This is a genomic window from Acinetobacter sp. YH16056_T (assembly GCF_024605895.1).
Classification (GTDB): Bacteria; Pseudomonadota; Gammaproteobacteria; order Pseudomonadales; family Moraxellaceae; genus Acinetobacter; species Acinetobacter amyesii.
Genome location: NZ_CP094545.1, coordinates 2,371,131 through 2,389,584 on the forward strand (window position 1 = coordinate 2,371,131; position 18,454 = coordinate 2,389,584).

The following is an 18,454-nucleotide window of genomic DNA, read 5'->3' on the forward strand; positions in this document are numbered from 1 at the left end:
CGTCATAAAAAAAGCCCAATGCCACGTAGAAATTAGGCTGTAAACAAAAGGTTTAAATATTGATGATGCTTCATTTTGGCTTATCGAGTTAAGCGACATTTATTAAACCAAAGTCTCTAAGCAACAGTCTCATAATCTGCCAAATCCACATGTTTAAGACGCTGCTTTAACTGTTTCAGTGACCACGGCCAAGCTGCAAAATTGCGCCCATTGGCATCTAAGTAATAGCTCTTACAGCCGCCACTATTAAAGACTGTCGTCTGTAGATGTGTCTGCACTTTTGCATTGTGATAGGCCAATACATTTGGCTTAATTTCAAGCCGTTGTATCTTCTCTTGTTTCATTTTTACCAAGGCATCGACGATATACCCAACCTGTGCTTCTGCAATCCCAATGAATGAGTCATAAACCAAAATATTTGGCCCGAGCACCAAGAAGGCATTAGGTACTTGCGCGATACTGGTACCCAAAAACGCTTCAGGAGAACTGTTTTTCCAAAGTTCTGACAATAACTCCCCTTTGGCATTTTTTACACGTTGTCCAATCGGCGGATGAGAAACTTCAAATCCTGTGCCCCAAATAATGACATCGACTTCATGACGTTCACCATTTGCAGCGATGACGGTATTACCTTCTATTTCAACTAAACCATGTGGCACAAGTTCAACATTGGCTTGCTGCAATGCAGGATAATAGTTATTGGCAAATAAAAGACGCTTACAACCAATAGAAAAGTTTGGTGTTACTTTTTCACGTAATTCAGCATCTTGAATTTGTGTTTTCAACAACTGACGACCCAAATAATTGACTGGCTCTAACAGTGAAGGATTACGCAGTCCTAAATTGATACCATTTAATATACCGGCCACACTTTTGCGCCAAGTTTCTTGAACAGAGGGAAAGCGTGTAATCATGCCTTTCGCACGGTCATTCAGTGGTAAATCTGCTTTTGGTAATACCCATGGCGCAGTCCGTTGAAACACCACCACATTTTTGGCAATAGGTTGAATCTGAGGAATAAACTGAATCGCAGATGCTCCCGTACCTATCACTGCAATACGTTTATCTTTTAAGTCATAGGCATGGTTCCATCGCGCAGAATGGAACATTTCACCTTCAAAGCTTTCAATACCTTTAATTTTTGGAATTTGCGGTTCAGTAATCGGCCCAGTGGAAAAGATCACTGTTCTTGCCGCATACTTACCTTTACTGGTCTCCAATTGCCATGGCTTTAATTGCTCATTCCATTCCGCTGCAATTAATTCACAATTGAACTGAATGTTGCGATACAGCGCATGCTGCTCCGCAACACCTTCTAAATAGTTCAGAATCTCAGGTTGCTTGGCAAATAAATGACTCCATTTATGACTCGGTGCAAATGAAAAAGAATATAAAGCCGAAGGGACATCACATCCACAACCTGGATAGGTGTTGTCGCGCCATGTTCCTCCTACGCGATTGGCTTTTTCCAAAACCACATAATCGGTATAACCTCGTTCATTCATTTGATGAGCGGCAGCTAAACCGGATATCCCCGCACCAATCACAATGGTATCGTAGACACGCACTTGATTTTCTACGCTTGGTTTTTGTAGGCTAGGTTCTGGCTCTGCTTGGTCTTGTGCTGCTTTTTTAGCTTTAGCAGAAGACGATGCAGGACGACGTGCATTAGTATGTGCTGTGGGCTTTTTAGTTTGAGTTTTCTCTTGATCTAATGCTTTTACATCTTCGTCATGTAATTGTGTCGGCATGTTCATGCTTTTGCTCCCGACTTTTTAATATAGTTGTTAAATATGGGATAACCCACCCCCAATAAACGGGTATAGGTTTGCGGGGATAAACGCTTTAACCACCAAAATAATTTGGCATCAGGTTGCGGAATGGTGTACAACTTCCCTGCATCTAAATTATTCAATGTCAAATTGACTACATCGTGGCTCGTCGTAAATGCATGATTCATCAGCAGTTGATCAGCTAAGCTTGAATATCGATTGGGCAAGCGTCCATTCTTCATGATATTGGTCGGCACCAAGGTTGGGCACAGTACATTCACACGGATATTTGCCGATCGGAGCTCTGCCGATAAAGTTTCAGACAATGCCAACACACTCGACTTCGTCACGTTATATGCTGTCATTTCTGGTGCAGCAGTATATGCCGCAGCAGAAGCAACATTAATAATCGCGCCGCCCTGCTTATTTTGTTTCAACTTGGGTACAAAATAATGGCAGCCATGCACCACACCCCACAAATTGACATGCATACACCACTGCCAGTCATCTAAACTCAGTTCATCAAATTTACCACCCAGCCCGACGCCTGCATTGTTGATCACCAAGGTCACAGCATGTCCCATCAACTGCTCAGCTTGCTCTGACAATGCTTTTACTTCTTCAGCTTTACCTACATCACACTGCACCGCATAAGCATTTGATGATGTCATGGATTGAATTTGATCCACCGTTTCTTGCGCTGCTTCTAGATGAATATCGGCACAGACCACTGTCCCACCACGACGTGCCAACTCCAAAGCAAAGCTTCTTCCTATACCACTGCCTGCACCAGTAACCACCGCGTAGGCATTTTCACTTGGCTTATCCTTTTTTCCAAATAGACCCATGGTTGTGTCCTTTTATCGTTTTAATGCTGGGGTAAATTCTTTGACAAAATAAGGTGTTAACACGCCATCAACAGGGTTCAGCAAACGCTTTTTGTAATATTCAAGAAATGCAGAAGTGTCATGATCATTCGGGTGAAAACTTGGTCGTAGATAGTCAAAAATATGCCCGAGGCTGCTGCCATAAACACCATCTTTTAACCCAAAAATCAGCTGGAAACTGCGCGGAACATCCTTCCAGTAACTTAGGCTAATCAAGTTCGATGGCTTTCTGTAGAAAGGGACAATCGAAGCACCAATTGAAATCAAACCCAAAATGGTAATTAATGCAGGGAAAAAACCGGCAATACGTAAAGCATAATTACCTGATAATTCTTGATAGACATCATAGGCAATGTCTTTGTGTTCAGACTCTTCCAACATATGCCACATCCAAATAGCGCGCTGCTTTTCATCTATTGAATTAAAAAAGATTTCTTCATGATTCATCATGTATTCCGCAAGCACTGCGGTGAAATGCTCAATTGCTGCCATTAAGGATAACTTTATTGGCTGTGGCATACGTTCAAAACCATAGGCAAAGACGTAGTGTTCTAACTTTCTAAAAAATTGCACAGGCAGATTTCTTGCGCGATATGCTTCATTCATTTCTTCATGCATACGTGAATGAATGGCCTCTTGCCCAATCAACGACGTGACACGTTGTCTTAATACAGGATCTTGAATAAAGTCGCGATGATATCGAGCAGTATCAATCACTAAATCTTCGCCACGGGTTAAGAAAATAGATAAAGATGCAAAATAGGCACTGGCCAATTCTGCATTCATATAAAATTTTGGATCAATTTTTTCTGGCTCGAAATCAAATTTCATATGACGAATAGGAACAACGGCAGACTGTTTTGTTGGGTCAAAGACAGGGCCTGCAAATACGCGTGCTAAAGTTTTTTTTATCGGTTGAAAAGCGCTCATGATTTTGCTCTCAATTTGGGTGTTTACCGTTCATTGACTTCATGTCGATTAAAGTAAAAACACATAGATTGAGGATCAAATTAAGTGAGATAGATCACTAGGCCATTAGCAAAACCGACCTCTAGATTTGCAAAAATGCTCAAATATTTTCTTTGTCAGACAATCTTTAAAACATCAATGCTGTATGGCTCAAAAGCTTGTCATTAAAGGTCATGGCGTATTTTTTGTGAGGGACGATTATTAGATTTTTTGCACTTCGCCAGTCACAGATTGATAGACCCATTGATGATCAAACAGGCTGTCATCTAAATGATCTAGTTTAAAATTACCGATAGCCACAGCATAGAATCCATTGCCCTGCTGCTTAAAATGTGTGATCTCTTGCATGAGTTCTTCAGTCAGTTGACCCATTATAAAGTCGGAAATTACCACCACATCGGCATGTACAAAATTCGGTTGTTTCAACATGTCCACGGCATGATTCATCGCAGGGATAATATCGGTTCCCCCATGAAATGACTGCCCTAAAAAGTGAATGACATCATCCAAAGCACTGTTACTCTGTAAATTCAGCGCGGTTAAATTGGTCGAGAAATTTACCAAACACATCGCTCGCTTTTCTTTTAACGCTCGAATGGATAAATATAGACAAATCGCTTTGGAAATCAGTTCAGGTTGCCCATTCATTGAGCCACTAGTATCTAAGCAAACAATCATCGGGCCTTTTTGTCCGACTCGATGCTGCGTATGGCGTTGGTCTTCAATCACCCGTCCCTGTTGCTGACCTTGTCGATTAAAACTCATCAAATTAGATTCTAAATATTTCAAATCAAATAAAACTTGCAAGTCTGGATCGGCTAATAGCGCCAACTCGCTAGGTAAAGCCATACTGAGTTCTTGTGCCAATTTAATTCCAGTAATTTCCTCTTGCGCCATCGGGGTGTGAATAAGCTGCAGTGGTTCTTGTTCTAACTGCGCAGAAATCCGCTTACGTGGCATATTCGGCTGTGCGCTTCCGATCATTTGACATAAACGTTTAAGCGCCCGATCTTGCTCGAGATAATTCGCCCATTGCTCAAAGTTCTGTACATCATGCTCAGTTAATTGCCCTTTGGAATAGTCTAGAAAAATCCCAGTTTCAAACCCGACACTGTCATGGTGCTTGACCATTTTCGACAATGTCGCAAGAAAATCTTTGATTTCATCTAAAAAGGCATCTCGTTGTAACCTGAGCTGCTCAAACTCCCAATGCGCAATGGCTTCGGTCAATTTACGCTGCCATTTGCCTTTAAATAGCTCTATTTGTAATTGACGCTGCTGCTTGGTCAGCAATGGCTGTTGGCTCTGTTGCCACATTTCAGTGAATTCTGGAATCCCTAAGGTTTGCATGAAGGCGGCATATTCAGTGTGGAATTGAACAAAATCACCCTGCTCCCAATGCTTTAACGCAAGCCAATATTCCAATTGCTGCTGCGCCACTGCATAGGGATGCTGCTGATCTAAACTCGATTTTGCCTGAAAGGCCCATTCCTGAATTTTTTGATCGAGCTTTTTTGCAACTTTATGATCTTCCAACCAATGTTTTAAACTGGATTGTTTTAATTCATCATATAGTTGTGAACTTAATTCATCGAGTGCCGATTGAGTTTGATGTCGTGTCAGTTTTAATTGCGACATAACTGTTCCAAGCGCTCACAATCTTGTAACTGCAACTGATATCTCGCCAATTGCTGCTCAATAGATTGAATTAATTGTTGAATATCCTGTTCAGTGACAAAGACCGATTTAAACTGATGTTTTTGACTGTTAAAGCGTTCCGTCAACAGATCCAATTCTGTTTGAAACAGTGCTTTGAGCTGTTGAACTTCGTGTAACAGCTCATATTGGCTTTGTGCTGAAAGAGAGCTGCGTGGACTACCTTTGGTATGTTTTATATACGGCGTCACCACTTCTTCTAAGCCGTAATAACCACCTTTTAACGTACATACTCTTGAACCATTAAAATTACATACGATGCCACGCACTTCTTCACCAGTATCATCTAAGGCAAAGAAGTCCTTTTTCGTATCCATTTTATCCAGTTCGAGATACAACACTTTATCTTTATAGTGTCGATCTAGATTAGTCACTGCACGCAAGTAGTCAATGCCATGAATTAAATAACTCTCATACACATCATCGGTATAATAAAAATGATTGAGCACCCGCTGTTCAAGTGCATCCTTCTCTGCCACATGCTGTTCGAATTGCAAACCGTAATTTAAGCCATTTTCAGCCAATACTTCATCTATCTGCTGCGATACAAAACCAATGTCTTCAGGCTGATTCCACAAGCAATGTTTTAAAATCAATAGATCACTCAAAATCACCGATGGACGATCATTTAAAAATGCACAGGCTTTGACTAAATAAGCCACACGTTGCCAACGACGGTCAGAGACATAGACCACGTGATCTTCAAAGTTATGATTGAGTCGTGTTTTAAGTTGATCAAATAGATTTAAAATCGATTCGGGTAAATCCACCTGATAAATCTGTTCCCGCCAATCTTGTAACTCTGCTTTTGTTATTTTTAAAGTTGCATCGACTTCAACACTGACTTGACTCGGTTTGGCCTCTAATAGTGCATGGAAGTTTTCTGCAATAGCAATCGGCGGCACTTCTAAACGCAAAATAAAACGATCATACAATGCATCTAGACCTTGATTTGGTTCGGGAATTTCATTCGATGCACTAACCAAAACATTCAATGGAACTTTTTGGACAATGTCACCATTTTTAAAACTCCGCTCATTCACCAAGGTCAGTAAAGTATTTAAAATCGCAGGGCTGGCTTTCCAAATTTCATCTAAAAATGCAAAATCTGCCCGTGGTAAATAATGTTCTGTTTTACGAATGTATTGATCTTCTTTTAAGGCTTTGATCGATACCGGTCCAAAAATTTCTTCAGGCGTACTGAAACGATTCATCAAATATTCAAAATAGTCATGGACCTCAAAAGCAGAGGCGATTCGACGTGAAATCAAACTTTTTGCTGTACCGGGCAAACCATATAAAAAGGTATTCATGCCCGCAACACCAGCCAATAAACTCAAAGCAATAATCTGCTCACGTTCATACATATTTTTGCTGATTTCAGAAATTAAAGTATTGATCCGTGCTTGCATCTGACTATCTGTTTGACCGAAAACTAAATTGTAACGCCCTAACCGATTTTTCGCTGTAGCAGATGCAAAAATATCGCTCTTTAAATACAGCGCAACAGCGTGATATTGTATTTTCAGGTTATAGTAAAACTACACATCCCTTTGGAACAATAAACACTTTTCATCATGTTGCCCTTCTTTCCTACACTCATCCGACTGTTAAAACTTGAAGGTTTTAAATATCGATCCCTCACGGCAGGTGAAATATCCATGTGTCGCAGTGTGTTTGGTGATTTGATTCAATATGAGCAAGTGAAAGTGATGAATCACCCTTTTTTGCCTTGGCAATCGGCGCATGTGGTCATGGCGCCTCAGGGGTATATCCATGCACGAAATTTACTGTTTAAAGCGGACTATGCCAAAGCGTCTTTAGGATATCGTGCCCTGTTTATTCATGAAATGACCCATGTTTATCAATACCAGCAACAGATCAATGTTTTGGGTCGGGGTGCTATTTTGCAGATGGCGTATTTCTTCAGTTTTAAAAAATATAATCCATACCGCTATACCCTCAAACCACACAAAGCATTTTTTGACTACAACATTGAGCAACAAGGCGACATTGCTCGTGACATCTATTTAAAGCGAATAAAAAATATTATTTTATATCCAGAACTTGTTCATCAAATTGAGCTGTAAAGCGTCAATGCTCTTTGACGAATATTTATAGATAAAATTGAATATCGCCTGATCATTCTATTTCACACTAGTGCTCGACCATTGACGCTATTTTAAGTACAAAAAAACAGCATTAATATTTACTTTATAGCACATAAGCTCAGCTAGGCTTTTAAAAGCTATGAATACCTCTAGTATCTCGCTTAAATTCAGATAAAATAGGTTCACCTTATTTTTTTGCTTTGCATCAAAACAAGTGAATTATCATACGATGATGGTGTTTTGTTTTCGCCTTTCGGCAGTATTTTTCGTATCTAAATACACTCGCTGAATAATCACAATAATACAAATCAGTGTGTTAAGTGTATTCACCTATAGGAATAGGATTTAGTTGGAATGAATAGTTTTAAAATTGCACTTGCTCAGTTCTCTCCGCATATTGGTAACCTAGAATCAAACGCAGCAAAAATGCTTCAACAAGCCAATGCTGCAAAAGAACAGAATGCAGATATTATTGTTTTTCCGGAACTTTCTACAGTTGGTTATCCTGCTGAAGATTTATTATTACGTCCAAGTTTAAATAAACGTACACAGCAAGCTTTTGAACAATTAGCGAGCATTAAGGACATCGTTTTAGTCTTTGGTTTTGTGAATCAAACTGAAGATGGTCAGCGCTATAACTCTGCTGCTGTCATGAAAAATGGTCAAGTTCTCGGGATTTACAATAAACAAAATCTTCCAAACTATAGCGTTTTTGATGAAAGACGTTATTTCAGTGAGGGTCATCAACACCTTGTCTTTGAATATTTAGGTCATAAGTTTGGTGTGTTGATTTGCGAAGATGTTTGGGCATTACCAACTGTTCAACAGCTTGCTCAGTTAAATGTTGAAACCGCTTTGGTGTTGAATGCTTCACCTTATGAAGTTGGTAAACCACAGCATCGCATTGAAACCATGACTGCATTGACCAAACAATTGAACATCAATCTGGTTTACTGCAACCAAGTGGGCGGTCAAGACGACCTTGTCTTTGATGGCACAAGCTTTGTGATGAACAATTCAGGTGAAGTTGCGTTGCAAGCACCAAGTTTTGTTGAAGATCTATATATCGCAGAATACGATGCTGAACAAAAAGCCTTTAAAACAGGTGCAATCACGCCTGTATTAAATACCATGGCTGAAATCTACCAAAGCCTTGTAATCGCAACCCGTGACTACGTACAACGTTCAGGCTTCCCTGGCGTGATTTTAGGTCTATCTGGTGGTATTGACTCAGCATTAACTTTAGCGATTGCTGCCGATGCGATTGGCGCCGATAAAGTTCAAGCGGTCATGATGCCATATACCTATACCGCGCAAATCAGCGTTGAAGATGCTGCTGAACAAGCCAAGAATATGGGCGTAACTTTTGGTATTGCCGAAATCAATCCAATTGTGAATGGCTTTATGCAAACCTTATTCCCTTTCTTTGGCGATGCACCGACTGATGCGACTGAAGAAAACCTACAAGCGCGTTCTCGTGGTACGTTGCTAATGGCCTTATCGAACAAGTTCGGTAATCTTGTACTTTCTACAGGGAACAAGTCTGAATTGTCTGTTGGTTACTGTACATTGTACGGTGACATGGTCGGTGGCTTTGCAGTTCTTAAAGACGTTTATAAAACGATTGTATTTGAACTAGCAAAATACCGTAACAGCATTTCAGAAACACCAGTGATCCCTGAACGTGTAATTACTCGTCCACCTTCTGCGGAACTTCGTCCAGATCAGAAAGACCAAGACTCATTACCTGAATACGAAGTATTGGATGCCATCTTATATGCGTATATCGAAGAAGACATGAGCCAAGATGACATCATTGCCAAAGGTTTTGATGCTGAAGTCGTGAAAAAAGTCATCCGTTTGGTTGATCTAAACGAATACAAACGTCGCCAAGGCGCGATCGGTCCACGTATTAGCTCACGTGCATTTAGCCGTGAACGACGCTACCCAATCGTGAATGGTTGGAAACCGGGTATCTAATTACTCAATTCAAATCAAAAAAGCCCAGTTCTATAACTGGGCTTTTTTATAGGCGCAAAAAACACAGCAGTAAATATAAAAAGTAATTGAGATGTGTATTTCAAAAGTTAGGACATCAATTCATAACATCAAAGATTTGAGTTCTCTTTTATTTCTACATTAACATCGTGAACAGATCATTTTATTAGTGCTGTAATTATTTCAATCTATTTGACTTTTTCTAGGCACAAAAAAAGAGACCAAGCTGAGAGCTTGGTCTATAAAAATGGTGGCTATGACGAGACTTGAACTTGTGACCCCCGCATTATGAGTGCGGTGCTCTAACCAACTGAGCTACATAGCCGTAAACTGTGGTGGCATTATCTAGATTTCACACATTATCGTCAAGCATTTTTGTTTGCAATTGTTCAGAGTTTAAACAAGCAAAGTTCAAGATGTTACTATTTAAGCAAATTATGCTATTTTTAGCCCTATTTACTATATTTTTTGATTAAAAATTAGAGTTTTATCATGCAATTCAATTCGATAAAAAAAGCCTGTCTGACCCTCAGCCTTGCCGTCATGACCTTAACGGGCTGCCAAATCGTCTCACCTATTTTTGTTGACTATAATGGTGTGCGACGTGATGTGGCGACTTGGATTAATAAACAGCCTTTACTGAGCATGCAACAAAAGCGCAGCATGGCTCAACTTAGCCGAGCACAGCAGCCTATCATTCGTCTCGACTTCAATGATCAGGAGAAATTAGTCAGTGTTGCTCGCGCCAATGAAGCTGCAATGTATTGTGCCAATCAGTATTTATCAGCTCAACAGATTCAACGCCTACAGAAACAGATCTTTCCTGAAGATACTTTGCATAAATTAAGCCTGCTTGAGCAACAAGCGTTGCATATTACCCTGACAGAGCAAGAGAAACGGTGTGATTGAAAATATGTCTGCTGTTGGATGAATTATCTAGGCTCAATTTTTCAGCACCAAATTGTCTTACAATCTAGACATAGCTGCTTACATTATTGAGCATTTTTGCTATCGCTAAGCATGGTGAAGACAAGTCCATATTTTTGCAATATTTTTATTACAAAATTCACAATATCCTTATGAATTTACTTGGTTTTATTCCAAAATAAAAAAGCGTATGATGAAACTATGATCAATGTAATAGCGCTTTTTTTCAGGTTTTTCCATCCAAATTCAATTGATCAGATAAGGAGAAATAAGATGGCTTTAAATAATATTTTAGTTCCAGTGGACGGTTCAGAAACTTCTTATGCTGCGGTGGCTAAAGCTGTCGAGTTTGCAAAAACTTTTGGCAGTAAAATTACTGTGGTTCAAGTACTGACGCTCGATCCATATATTGCTGCAGAGTATATTTCAGCAGCGCAAACCAATGATTTAATTGAACGTGCTCGTGCATCGATTTTAAATACACTTGAAGAAGCAAAAGCGAAATTTTCAACTGAAGGTGTCACTGTTGAAACTCGCTTACTTGAAGGTCAAGTGGTGCATACTGAACTGGTTAAAGCTGCAGAAGAAACACATGCGGACTTGATTATTATTGGTTCACATGGCCGTACAGGGATCAAAAAATTCTTCTTGGGCAGCGTAGCTCAAAGCGTACTAGGTGCTTCAGACATTCCTGTTTTGGTTGTACGCAAATAAGCCATTAGATTTATAGCGTGAAATAAAAAGCCTTCTGATCCTAGAGGGCTTTTTATTGACTACTTCATCAATTATAAAATTATAATTCTATGTTTAAGGCAAGGATTTTTTAGGGTAACCATTGATATTGTTTCAATGAGATGCGTCCATTCACCACAAAGACATTTTCAGCTGCCAATTTCAATTGCTGGATATTTTCACCTTTTTCATTGCAACGCTGCGTGCTGATTTTTCCCTGAGCATTCACCACCCGATGCCATGGGATCGTTGATGTTGCATCTAGATGCTTTAGTACATAGCCAACCAGTCGTGCATGTTTCGGTAAACCCGCTAATTTGGCAATTTGTCCGTAAGTGGCAATCTTCGCCTGCGGTATCAATTGAATGACCGACAAAATTTGCGTTGCCAATTCATCACTCTGCTTCATCTGATCTCCTTTGAGCCGCATAAAAAAGAGAACCCGAAGGTTCTCTTTGATTAATACTTAATTTTGACAGATTAGTACAGTAATTGGTTGTGATCGATTAGATCTTGTAAAGTCACATCGGTATTTTTCAAAGTGAGTAATTCAACTTTATCGACACATTTGGGCTATGACAACCATTTGTATAAATATCGCCCCTTGGTAGAGAGCGCATTTATGCAATTAAAAACATGGCGAGATATCGTATTTCTTATGCAAAAAGACAGCGTCATTTAAAGCAGAACTTCAAATAAACTTTATCATGATGTGACTAAAAGCTTCATGACGGCACACCTTACACGTCGGACTGTCTTTAAGAATTCATTTCTTCCCAAAGCCACAGTTTTTTGTCTTTTCATGGTTTCGCATTTTTTCTTTGAGGAATGACTAGAGTGCTTATAAATCTGAAATGATATGCCTACAGCATTTTGTGTCATATGCGCTATCGGTATAGCTAGAATTCATTGGCTCACTAGGTGAAATTTATGCAAGTAAGTTTTCTAGTACTTATGAACTGCTGACATTGTTGTCATGAGCTGAATTGTCCATGTTTGCAATGTTTTCAGCATCTATACCAATACGAAGTTTACGCCATTGTCGTCGACCTTCAGACTGATGTTTATTAGGTTTCGATTCACCTTCAGCTAATAACTTCAAACCTATAGAGTCAACAAGTAGATGTAGTCCATCAGAACTTTTTTGATAGCTAATCGCAATATCAATATGTTTTTATCTCCTGCTGAATGACCAGTCATAATTTCCCACATTTTGCTGTTTCATGATGGAACACAGCTAGAAATAAAAAAAGGAAATGCTCAAGCATTTCCTTTTTTTAAATCGAACAAAGCAATTTAGAAGTTTTCGGGATTTTCTAATCGACGAACTTCTTGCACTTTCTCTGGATTATGTACAGCAGCAACACCATCATCCGCTTTGGTATCTATTAATGCTTCTGGGTTATATACCGTGATGGTTTCATTACCATGTATATCTTCGCCCACGATATATTGGAAACCCTTTTTATTCATTTTATGGCACATTCTTTGATACCAACCTTTGAAACCTTTGGTTTCTTCATTCGGGTTGTAATAAAAAGCATTCATCACAGCGGGTAAACCTAGGCCACACACGAGGCCCGACATTAAGACTGCAATAAATGTATATCCAATCAAAATACTGCTGTATTCACTGAGTTCAGGAATATTGGCAACAGCAAGGATTAAGGCCAATGAAATACCGCCACGAACCCCACCCCACGATAAGATGGCAAGGCTACCGTTGTAACTTTTTTTGCGGAAACTTGGGAAGAATGCAAAAGATAAATAGTTTGCTGCAAAGCGCGATGCATGCAAAATGATAAACGCCACCATACCGCCTAAAATTAAGCTGATACTTAAATCTAAGATAAATAACTCGAGACCGATCAGGGTAAATAAGAAGGAATTGATGATTCCTTCCACGGTATGCCAGAAATGGTTCACTTCCCTGATTTCTCGGTCTTGGAGGATTTCTTTCCATTTATTCCCAACGATCAGACCACCAATAACACATGCAATTGGTGCAGATGCATGTGCGAATAAAGCGACTAGATATGAACCACTTGCCAATAATGCTGTGGTTAAAATCAAGGACTCCATTTCATGTTTACCGCGGAGTAAACGTAAAATCCCTAAACCAAATGCCCAACCAATAATGACTGCAACAACAATTTCATATAACAGTGTTTCAAGCGTACCAATGACGGTAAAATGTTCACCTTGCAAAACATTGAGTAAAGTCATAAACACAGCAATACACATGGCATCATTAAAGAGCGATTCGCCTTCTAATTTCACCATCAAATGATGTGGGGCACGTACAGAACTTAATACACCTTTAACCCCAATTGGGTCAGTCGCACCTAAAGCAGCGCCTAATAATAACAACACCAATAAATCAACATGATGACCAATTAAGAACTGATAACCATATAAAGCAACACCAAAAAACACCGCACAAAGCACCAAGGCAATACTGGCCAAAATACTGATCGGCTTCCAATGTAAACGTAAATCTGAAACTTTAAATTTCAAGGCTGAAGAGGTCAAAATAAAACAAATCACGCCATTAATTAAAAAGTCATAAAAGTCGATATGACGAACTGCCTCTTCAATATTGTGCAAATTAATCGTCACAAATTGATTGCCATTGAGTAAACTCGCACCCCATTGCAAAATAAAGACAAAAATTGCAGAAACAATGGGAACACCTATGGCTTGTGGAAAAGCCAAGATACGTTTATTAAAAATGGTGGTTGCAATCGAAAGTGCAAAAATAACGGTAAAAACCTGTAGAAAAAAATAATTTCCCATTTCGTTCCCAATTTTGGTGCTGTGTCGCCTACAGAGTGAGATATAGGTATTTTAAAAATAAATACTAAATTATTTGGTATTTAAAAATAAAATATTTTAACGAATTTTATCTAAATACCGTGTATAAATTCAGTTTTTTTCACATCTTTTATCAAGATCATTTAACATAGCAAGCCTGCATCGATTTTATGCATTTTTATCCTCTAATTTATTTCTCCTATGCATCAGACCATTAAAACTATTTTTCGACTCTTTTTTGCTGCTGTGATCTTTATCATTACTGCAGCGCTGATCCTGACTTGTTTTAGCAAGACACAGGAAATTTTACGTGCTGAGCACTATTTTAGTCAGGCAAAAAAGGTTTCACTGGATTCAACACCCAAAGAACAATTGGTTTTGGTCTCCAATAATGAATCACCCGATCGTGCGATTTTTATCATGCTGGCGAATAATGGTTATCTTGCCAAACTGAATTGTGAAAACTATGCACAAGATATTTGTCTCGATGAATTTAATCAGCAACACACCCGACAAATTCAACACCTCGATTTACTGAAAATCGGACAATTTCAATATATCCAAAATGTGAGTTTCACCAATAGCCGCACTGGACAAAAACAACAATTACGCTATAGCGATGCCCAATTAAAACAGTTCTATCAAAACGATATTTCAGGCCTTAAATATACTGTTTTTGGCGTGGCTTTATTCGCATTTGCCGCATTGTATGTCAGCTATCGTATTGTTCGAAACTTTAAATCATTTCTTAATAAATAAGTTTCAATCTATTTTTCAATGAAAAAAAGAGGATGTTTGCATCCTCCTTTTTTTTGTTTTAAATGGCTTGGTTAAAGGTATCACAGCTATTGATATTGCCTGATTTCAACCCTGTCTGGAACCATTTCATACGTTGCTCACTGGTTCCGTGCGTGAAGCTATCTGGGACCACTTGCCCAGTTGCACTTTTCTGTAAATAGTCATCACCAATCTTATGTGCAGCGTCCATCGCTTCTTCTACATCACCCTGCTCTAAAAATTGGGTACGCTGTTGATTATGATGCGCCCAAATACCCGCAAAGCAGTCTGCTTGTAGTTCTTGCATGACCGAATAACGATTACCTTCAGCTTTAGACGCTTGCGCACGCGCCTGCTGAACTTGCTCAGAAATACCTAAAATCGTTTGGATATGATGTCCAACTTCATGGGCAACCACATAGGCTTGCGCAAAATCACCCGCCTGATCTTGACGACTCAATTCAGTTTGATTTTGTTCACCCGTGATGCCCATTTGCGTACGCATATCTTTAAAGAATGCAGTATCAATATAGACCTTCTGATCTGCTGGGCAATAAAACGGCCCCATTGCAGCTTGTGCTGTACCACAACCCGAGTTGACCACACCATTAAACATGACCAATTTAGGCGCTTTATACTGGGCATTTAACTGTTCTTGGAAGACTTTAGTCCATGTATCTTCCGTATCGGCCAAAACCGTTCCAACAAAATCCATCGCTTCTTGTTGTTCAGGTGTTGGATTATCCAAACCTTTGACTTCAGCCGTTTGACCCTGTGAAGTCACTTGTTTAGTCGCCTGATAAGCTTGCTGCGGATCTACACCAAAAAACTTCCACGCAACAAATGCTACAACCAAACCGAGAATACTGATACCACCCGCTTTTGCACCGCCACCACCGCGACGGTCTTCTACGTTTGAACTAACTCTTCGACCTTTCCAGCGCATAGTGATCTTCCTTATATAAAATAGTTGATATCCGTGCGTTTACAGATTAATCCTTTTGCGACTTTGGCCATACTTTTTGAACTAAAGACACGACGCACAGCACGATTAAACCTGCAATAAAACCTGTCACTAAATTGATTAAAGTCGGTGTTAATGCACCCACAATACTGCCAACTGTAGGAATATGTTCTGCATAATCCACAGAACCTTCAATAAAATGGTGTAGCAGAGGCACACCATGGGTAATGATGCCACCACCCACTAAAAACATGGCAATCGTACCTACAATGGTTAATGTCTTCATCAACTTAGGTGCAAATGCTAACAAACCTTGTCCAACGGTCTTTTTAAATTGTGATGCTTGTTGCGTGAGATAAAGTCCTAAGTCATCAATTTTGACAATCATCGCGACAAAACCATAAACACCAACGGTCATTATAATTGCAATCACCGAAAGCACCATGACCTTAGTCCCAAATGCCGCAGTTGCAACCGTACCCAATGAAATCACCACAATTTCAGCAGATAAAATAAAATCGGTCCGGATGGCACCTTTGACTTTTTCTTTTTCAAAAGTCACCAAATCCGTTTCAATATGGGTCATCTCTTCACGAGCAACTTCTTCTGTTTTGGCTTTTTTATGATGCAAACTATGCAGGACTTTTTCCACACCCTCATAGCACAAAAACAAACCACCAATCATCAAAAGCGGTGTAATCAGCCAAGGTGCAACCACACTGATCAATAAAGCAGCCGGAACCAAAATTAATTTATTAACAAAAGATCCTTTGGCGACAGACCAAACGACAGGAAGTTCACGATCGGAACGGACACCACTGACTTGTTGTGCATTCAGTGCTAAATCATCTCCAAGGACACCCGCTGTTTTTTTGGCTGCCATCTTACTCATCACAGCAACGTCATCCAACACAGTTGCAATATCATCAAGTAAGATTAATAAGCTACTCGCCATTATTTTTATCCTTTAGGCATTTTTTAATATTCTAATTCTATTTAACGCTAAAATTGTATTTAGTTTTTTAATAATTAACAAAATATTCACCCATTTTTCAGTCAATTGTGCTGTGTCAGTAACAATCAAAAATAGAATGCCGTACAATGGGGACATTCTTTGAAAATCAGCCGTAGCTTTGACTACCACTTTGGAACAGATAATGAGTACTCAAGATAATCGTCCAGTGATTTTGACTGGCGACCGTCCGACTGGACAATTACATTTAGGTCATTTTGTAGGTTCTTTACGTTCACGTGTAGGTTTACAAGATTCGCATCATCAACATCTCCTTTTAGCTGATGCTCAAGCCTTAACTGATAATGCCGATAACTTCGAAAAAGTTCGTCGCAATATTATTGAAGTCGCAACCGATTATCTTGCTGTAGGAATTGACCCAACCAAAACCACGATTTGCGTTCAATCATGCTTACCAGCATTGAATGAATTGACCATGTTGTATTTGAACTTTGTGACGGTTTCTCGCTTAGAGCGTAATCCCACCATCAAATCTGAGATTCAAATGCGTGGATTTGAGCGTGATATTCCTGCAGGTTTCTTATGCTATCCAGTGGCTCAAGCTGCCGATATTACAGCGTTTAAAGCATCTGTCGTTCCAGTGGGCGAAGACCAAATTCCAATGATTGAACAAACCAACGAAATTGTTCGTCGTTTAAACCGTCAAATTGGTCGTGACGTACTTCCTGAATGTAAAGCTTTACTCTCTAATGTAGGCCGCTTACCAGGTTTTGATGGTAAAGCAAAAATGTCTAAATCTTTGGGCAATACCATTGTGCTTGACGCGACTGATAAAGATATCAAAAAAGCCGTAAACGCAATGTATACCGATCCAAATCATTTACGTATTGAAGATCCAGGTCAAGTGGAAGGTAACGTGGTATTTACTTACCTTGATGCATTCGACCCAGATAAAGATGCTGTTGCGGAACTGAAAGAACACTATCGTCGTGGTGGCCTAGGAGATGGTACGGTGAAAAAGCGTCTTGAAGGTGTGCTAAAAGAGCTCATCGGCCCGATCCGTGAACGCCGTTTAGAATTGCAAAAAGATCCTGACTACATCATGGATATTTTAAAAACCGGTACCGATAAATGCCGTGATATTACCCAACAAACGTTGGATGAGATTAAATCTGGACTGGGTGTATTCCACTTCTAAATTTAAAAAATTCCATAAAATTAAGCCTTTCCAATGTGAAAGGCTTTTTTATAGGCACTTTTTGTGAAAGTATTCACAAAATCTCCTTAGTTTTAACGTTAGGTAACATCACTTAACGTGAACACCAATGAAATGACTGACCGTTCACTCTATTATCTATTTATGTTTTAGGAATACCTAAATTCATAACATTTCTCCTTTACCGAACCTGTGGAAACAGATTCGTTGTTATACGCAATGAACACCCCAATCATTGCGTATTTTTTTGTCTGAAAATTGGCAACTACCAATATCCAAAAGTCCACTATAAGCGGACTTTTCAATGAATACATCATTTTAAAAATGAATATAAATTAGTAACTGATGTTACGCAGTAACATCAGAAGCGCAATTTTCTTCAAATAAAAGAACGATACGCAGTAACGTCATCCGCAACTGTTCGAGGCAGGACTACTTCTAATCAAAAAAGTTTTTGCGATACTTTGAGTAATTTGACGCTAGTAAACGAGTTTTGCGGATGACAATGGTTTTGGGTACTTTTGCCGAAACAAAAGTACCTCCAGCCGAAGGCTAATCCCTTTATTCAAACCCTAGATGCAAGACTCCGTCGAATAGA

At 39.4% G+C, this 18,454-nt stretch carries 15 protein-coding genes, 1 tRNA gene and 1 pseudogene; 6 read left to right on the forward strand and 11 right to left on the reverse strand.

The annotated features are described in order from the left end of the window. Positions 1 to 116: 116 nt before the first annotated feature. From MST17_RS11710 to MST17_RS11730, 5 genes are all read right to left on the reverse strand, one after another. A complete protein-coding gene (locus MST17_RS11710; RefSeq protein WP_180026503.1) occupies positions 117 to 1,751 on the reverse strand; it encodes an NAD(P)/FAD-dependent oxidoreductase in 1,635 nt (544 codons plus the stop codon). A 2-nt stretch (positions 1,752 to 1,753) separates the two neighbouring features. After that, positions 1,754 to 2,620: an SDR family NAD(P)-dependent oxidoreductase gene (locus MST17_RS11715; protein WP_180026466.1), complete on the reverse strand. Its 867-nt coding sequence runs from the start codon at positions 2,618 to 2,620 to the stop codon at positions 1,754 to 1,756. 12 nt (positions 2,621 to 2,632) lie between these two features. After that, positions 2,633 to 3,589, reverse strand: coding sequence for a metal-dependent hydrolase (locus MST17_RS11720; protein WP_180026467.1), 957 nt, complete (start codon positions 3,587 to 3,589; stop codon positions 2,633 to 2,635). Between the two features lie 240 nt (positions 3,590 to 3,829). After that, positions 3,830 to 5,266, reverse strand: a complete 1,437-nt coding sequence (locus MST17_RS11725; protein WP_180026468.1) for a VWA domain-containing protein — start codon at positions 5,264 to 5,266, stop codon at positions 3,830 to 3,832. Then, positions 5,254 to 6,756, reverse strand: coding sequence for an AAA family ATPase (locus MST17_RS11730; RefSeq protein WP_180026469.1), 1,503 nt, complete (start codon positions 6,754 to 6,756; stop codon positions 5,254 to 5,256). The genes MST17_RS11725 and MST17_RS11730 overlap by 13 nt, the downstream gene beginning before the upstream one ends. Before the next feature lie 162 nt (positions 6,757 to 6,918). Here MST17_RS11730 and MST17_RS11735 point away from each other — a divergent pair, with 162 nt between their 5' ends. Together MST17_RS11735 and MST17_RS11740 are read left to right on the forward strand one after the other, a co-directional pair. Then, positions 6,919 to 7,434, forward strand: coding sequence for a hypothetical protein (locus MST17_RS11735; RefSeq protein WP_180026504.1), 516 nt, complete (start codon positions 6,919 to 6,921; stop codon positions 7,432 to 7,434). Positions 7,435 to 7,809: 375 nt separating this feature from the next. Beyond that, a complete protein-coding gene (locus tag MST17_RS11740) occupies positions 7,810 to 9,435 on the forward strand; it encodes an NAD+ synthase (RefSeq protein WP_180026470.1) in 1,626 nt (541 codons plus the stop codon). A 266-nt stretch (positions 9,436 to 9,701) separates the two neighbouring features. Here the strand turns inward: MST17_RS11740 and MST17_RS11745 are convergent. Further along, a tRNA-Met gene (locus MST17_RS11745) sits at positions 9,702 to 9,778 on the reverse strand. 167 nt (positions 9,779 to 9,945) lie between these two features. Between MST17_RS11745 and MST17_RS11750 the strand changes: the two genes are divergently transcribed. Both MST17_RS11750 and MST17_RS11755 read left to right on the forward strand, forming a co-directional pair. Then, positions 9,946 to 10,362, forward strand: a complete 417-nt coding sequence (locus MST17_RS11750; RefSeq protein ID WP_180026471.1) for a hypothetical protein — start codon at positions 9,946 to 9,948, stop codon at positions 10,360 to 10,362. A 291-nt stretch (positions 10,363 to 10,653) separates the two neighbouring features. Then, on the forward strand, positions 10,654 to 11,094 hold the full coding sequence (locus MST17_RS11755) for a universal stress protein (RefSeq protein ID WP_078189919.1): 441 nt from the start codon (positions 10,654 to 10,656) through the stop codon (positions 11,092 to 11,094). A 109-nt stretch (positions 11,095 to 11,203) separates the two neighbouring features. On the opposite strand, the gene MST17_RS11760 is transcribed toward MST17_RS11755, so the two are convergent. From MST17_RS11760 to MST17_RS11770, 3 genes and pseudogenes are all read right to left on the reverse strand, one after another. Next, positions 11,204 to 11,521 carry an MGMT family protein gene (locus MST17_RS11760; RefSeq protein WP_078193003.1) on the reverse strand — a complete coding sequence of 106 codons (318 nt, stop codon included), beginning with the start codon at positions 11,519 to 11,521 and terminating at the stop codon, positions 11,204 to 11,206. Positions 11,522 to 11,853: 332 nt separating this feature from the next. Then, a pseudogene (locus MST17_RS11765) lies at positions 11,854 to 12,286 on the reverse strand (transposase); the annotation flags it as partial. A gap of 122 nt (positions 12,287 to 12,408) precedes the next feature. Then, the gene (locus MST17_RS11770) at positions 12,409 to 13,908 is read right to left on the reverse strand and encodes a sodium:proton antiporter (RefSeq protein ID WP_180007461.1); all 1,500 of its coding nucleotides are present in this window, start codon (positions 13,906 to 13,908) and stop codon (positions 12,409 to 12,411) included. A gap of 219 nt (positions 13,909 to 14,127) precedes the next feature. Here MST17_RS11770 and MST17_RS11775 point away from each other — a divergent pair, with 219 nt between their 5' ends. After that, positions 14,128 to 14,685: a hypothetical protein gene (locus MST17_RS11775; protein WP_180026473.1), complete on the forward strand. Its 558-nt coding sequence runs from the start codon at positions 14,128 to 14,130 to the stop codon at positions 14,683 to 14,685. A 58-nt stretch (positions 14,686 to 14,743) separates the two neighbouring features. Here MST17_RS11775 and MST17_RS11780 read toward each other — a convergent pair whose 3' ends face one another. Further along, the gene (locus tag MST17_RS11780) at positions 14,744 to 15,649 is read right to left on the reverse strand and encodes a neutral zinc metallopeptidase (protein ID WP_180007459.1); all 906 of its coding nucleotides are present in this window, start codon (positions 15,647 to 15,649) and stop codon (positions 14,744 to 14,746) included. A gap of 46 nt (positions 15,650 to 15,695) precedes the next feature. Beyond that, positions 15,696 to 16,622 carry a DUF808 domain-containing protein gene (locus MST17_RS11785; RefSeq protein ID WP_180007458.1) on the reverse strand — a complete coding sequence of 309 codons (927 nt, stop codon included), beginning with the start codon at positions 16,620 to 16,622 and terminating at the stop codon, positions 15,696 to 15,698. Between the two features lie 202 nt (positions 16,623 to 16,824). Here MST17_RS11785 and trpS point away from each other — a divergent pair, with 202 nt between their 5' ends. Beyond that, complete coding sequence (gene trpS, locus MST17_RS11790) at positions 16,825 to 17,838, forward strand: tryptophan--tRNA ligase (RefSeq protein ID WP_180007457.1); 1,014 nt, start codon at positions 16,825 to 16,827, stop codon at positions 17,836 to 17,838. The last annotated feature ends 616 nt before the right edge of the window (positions 17,839 to 18,454 follow it).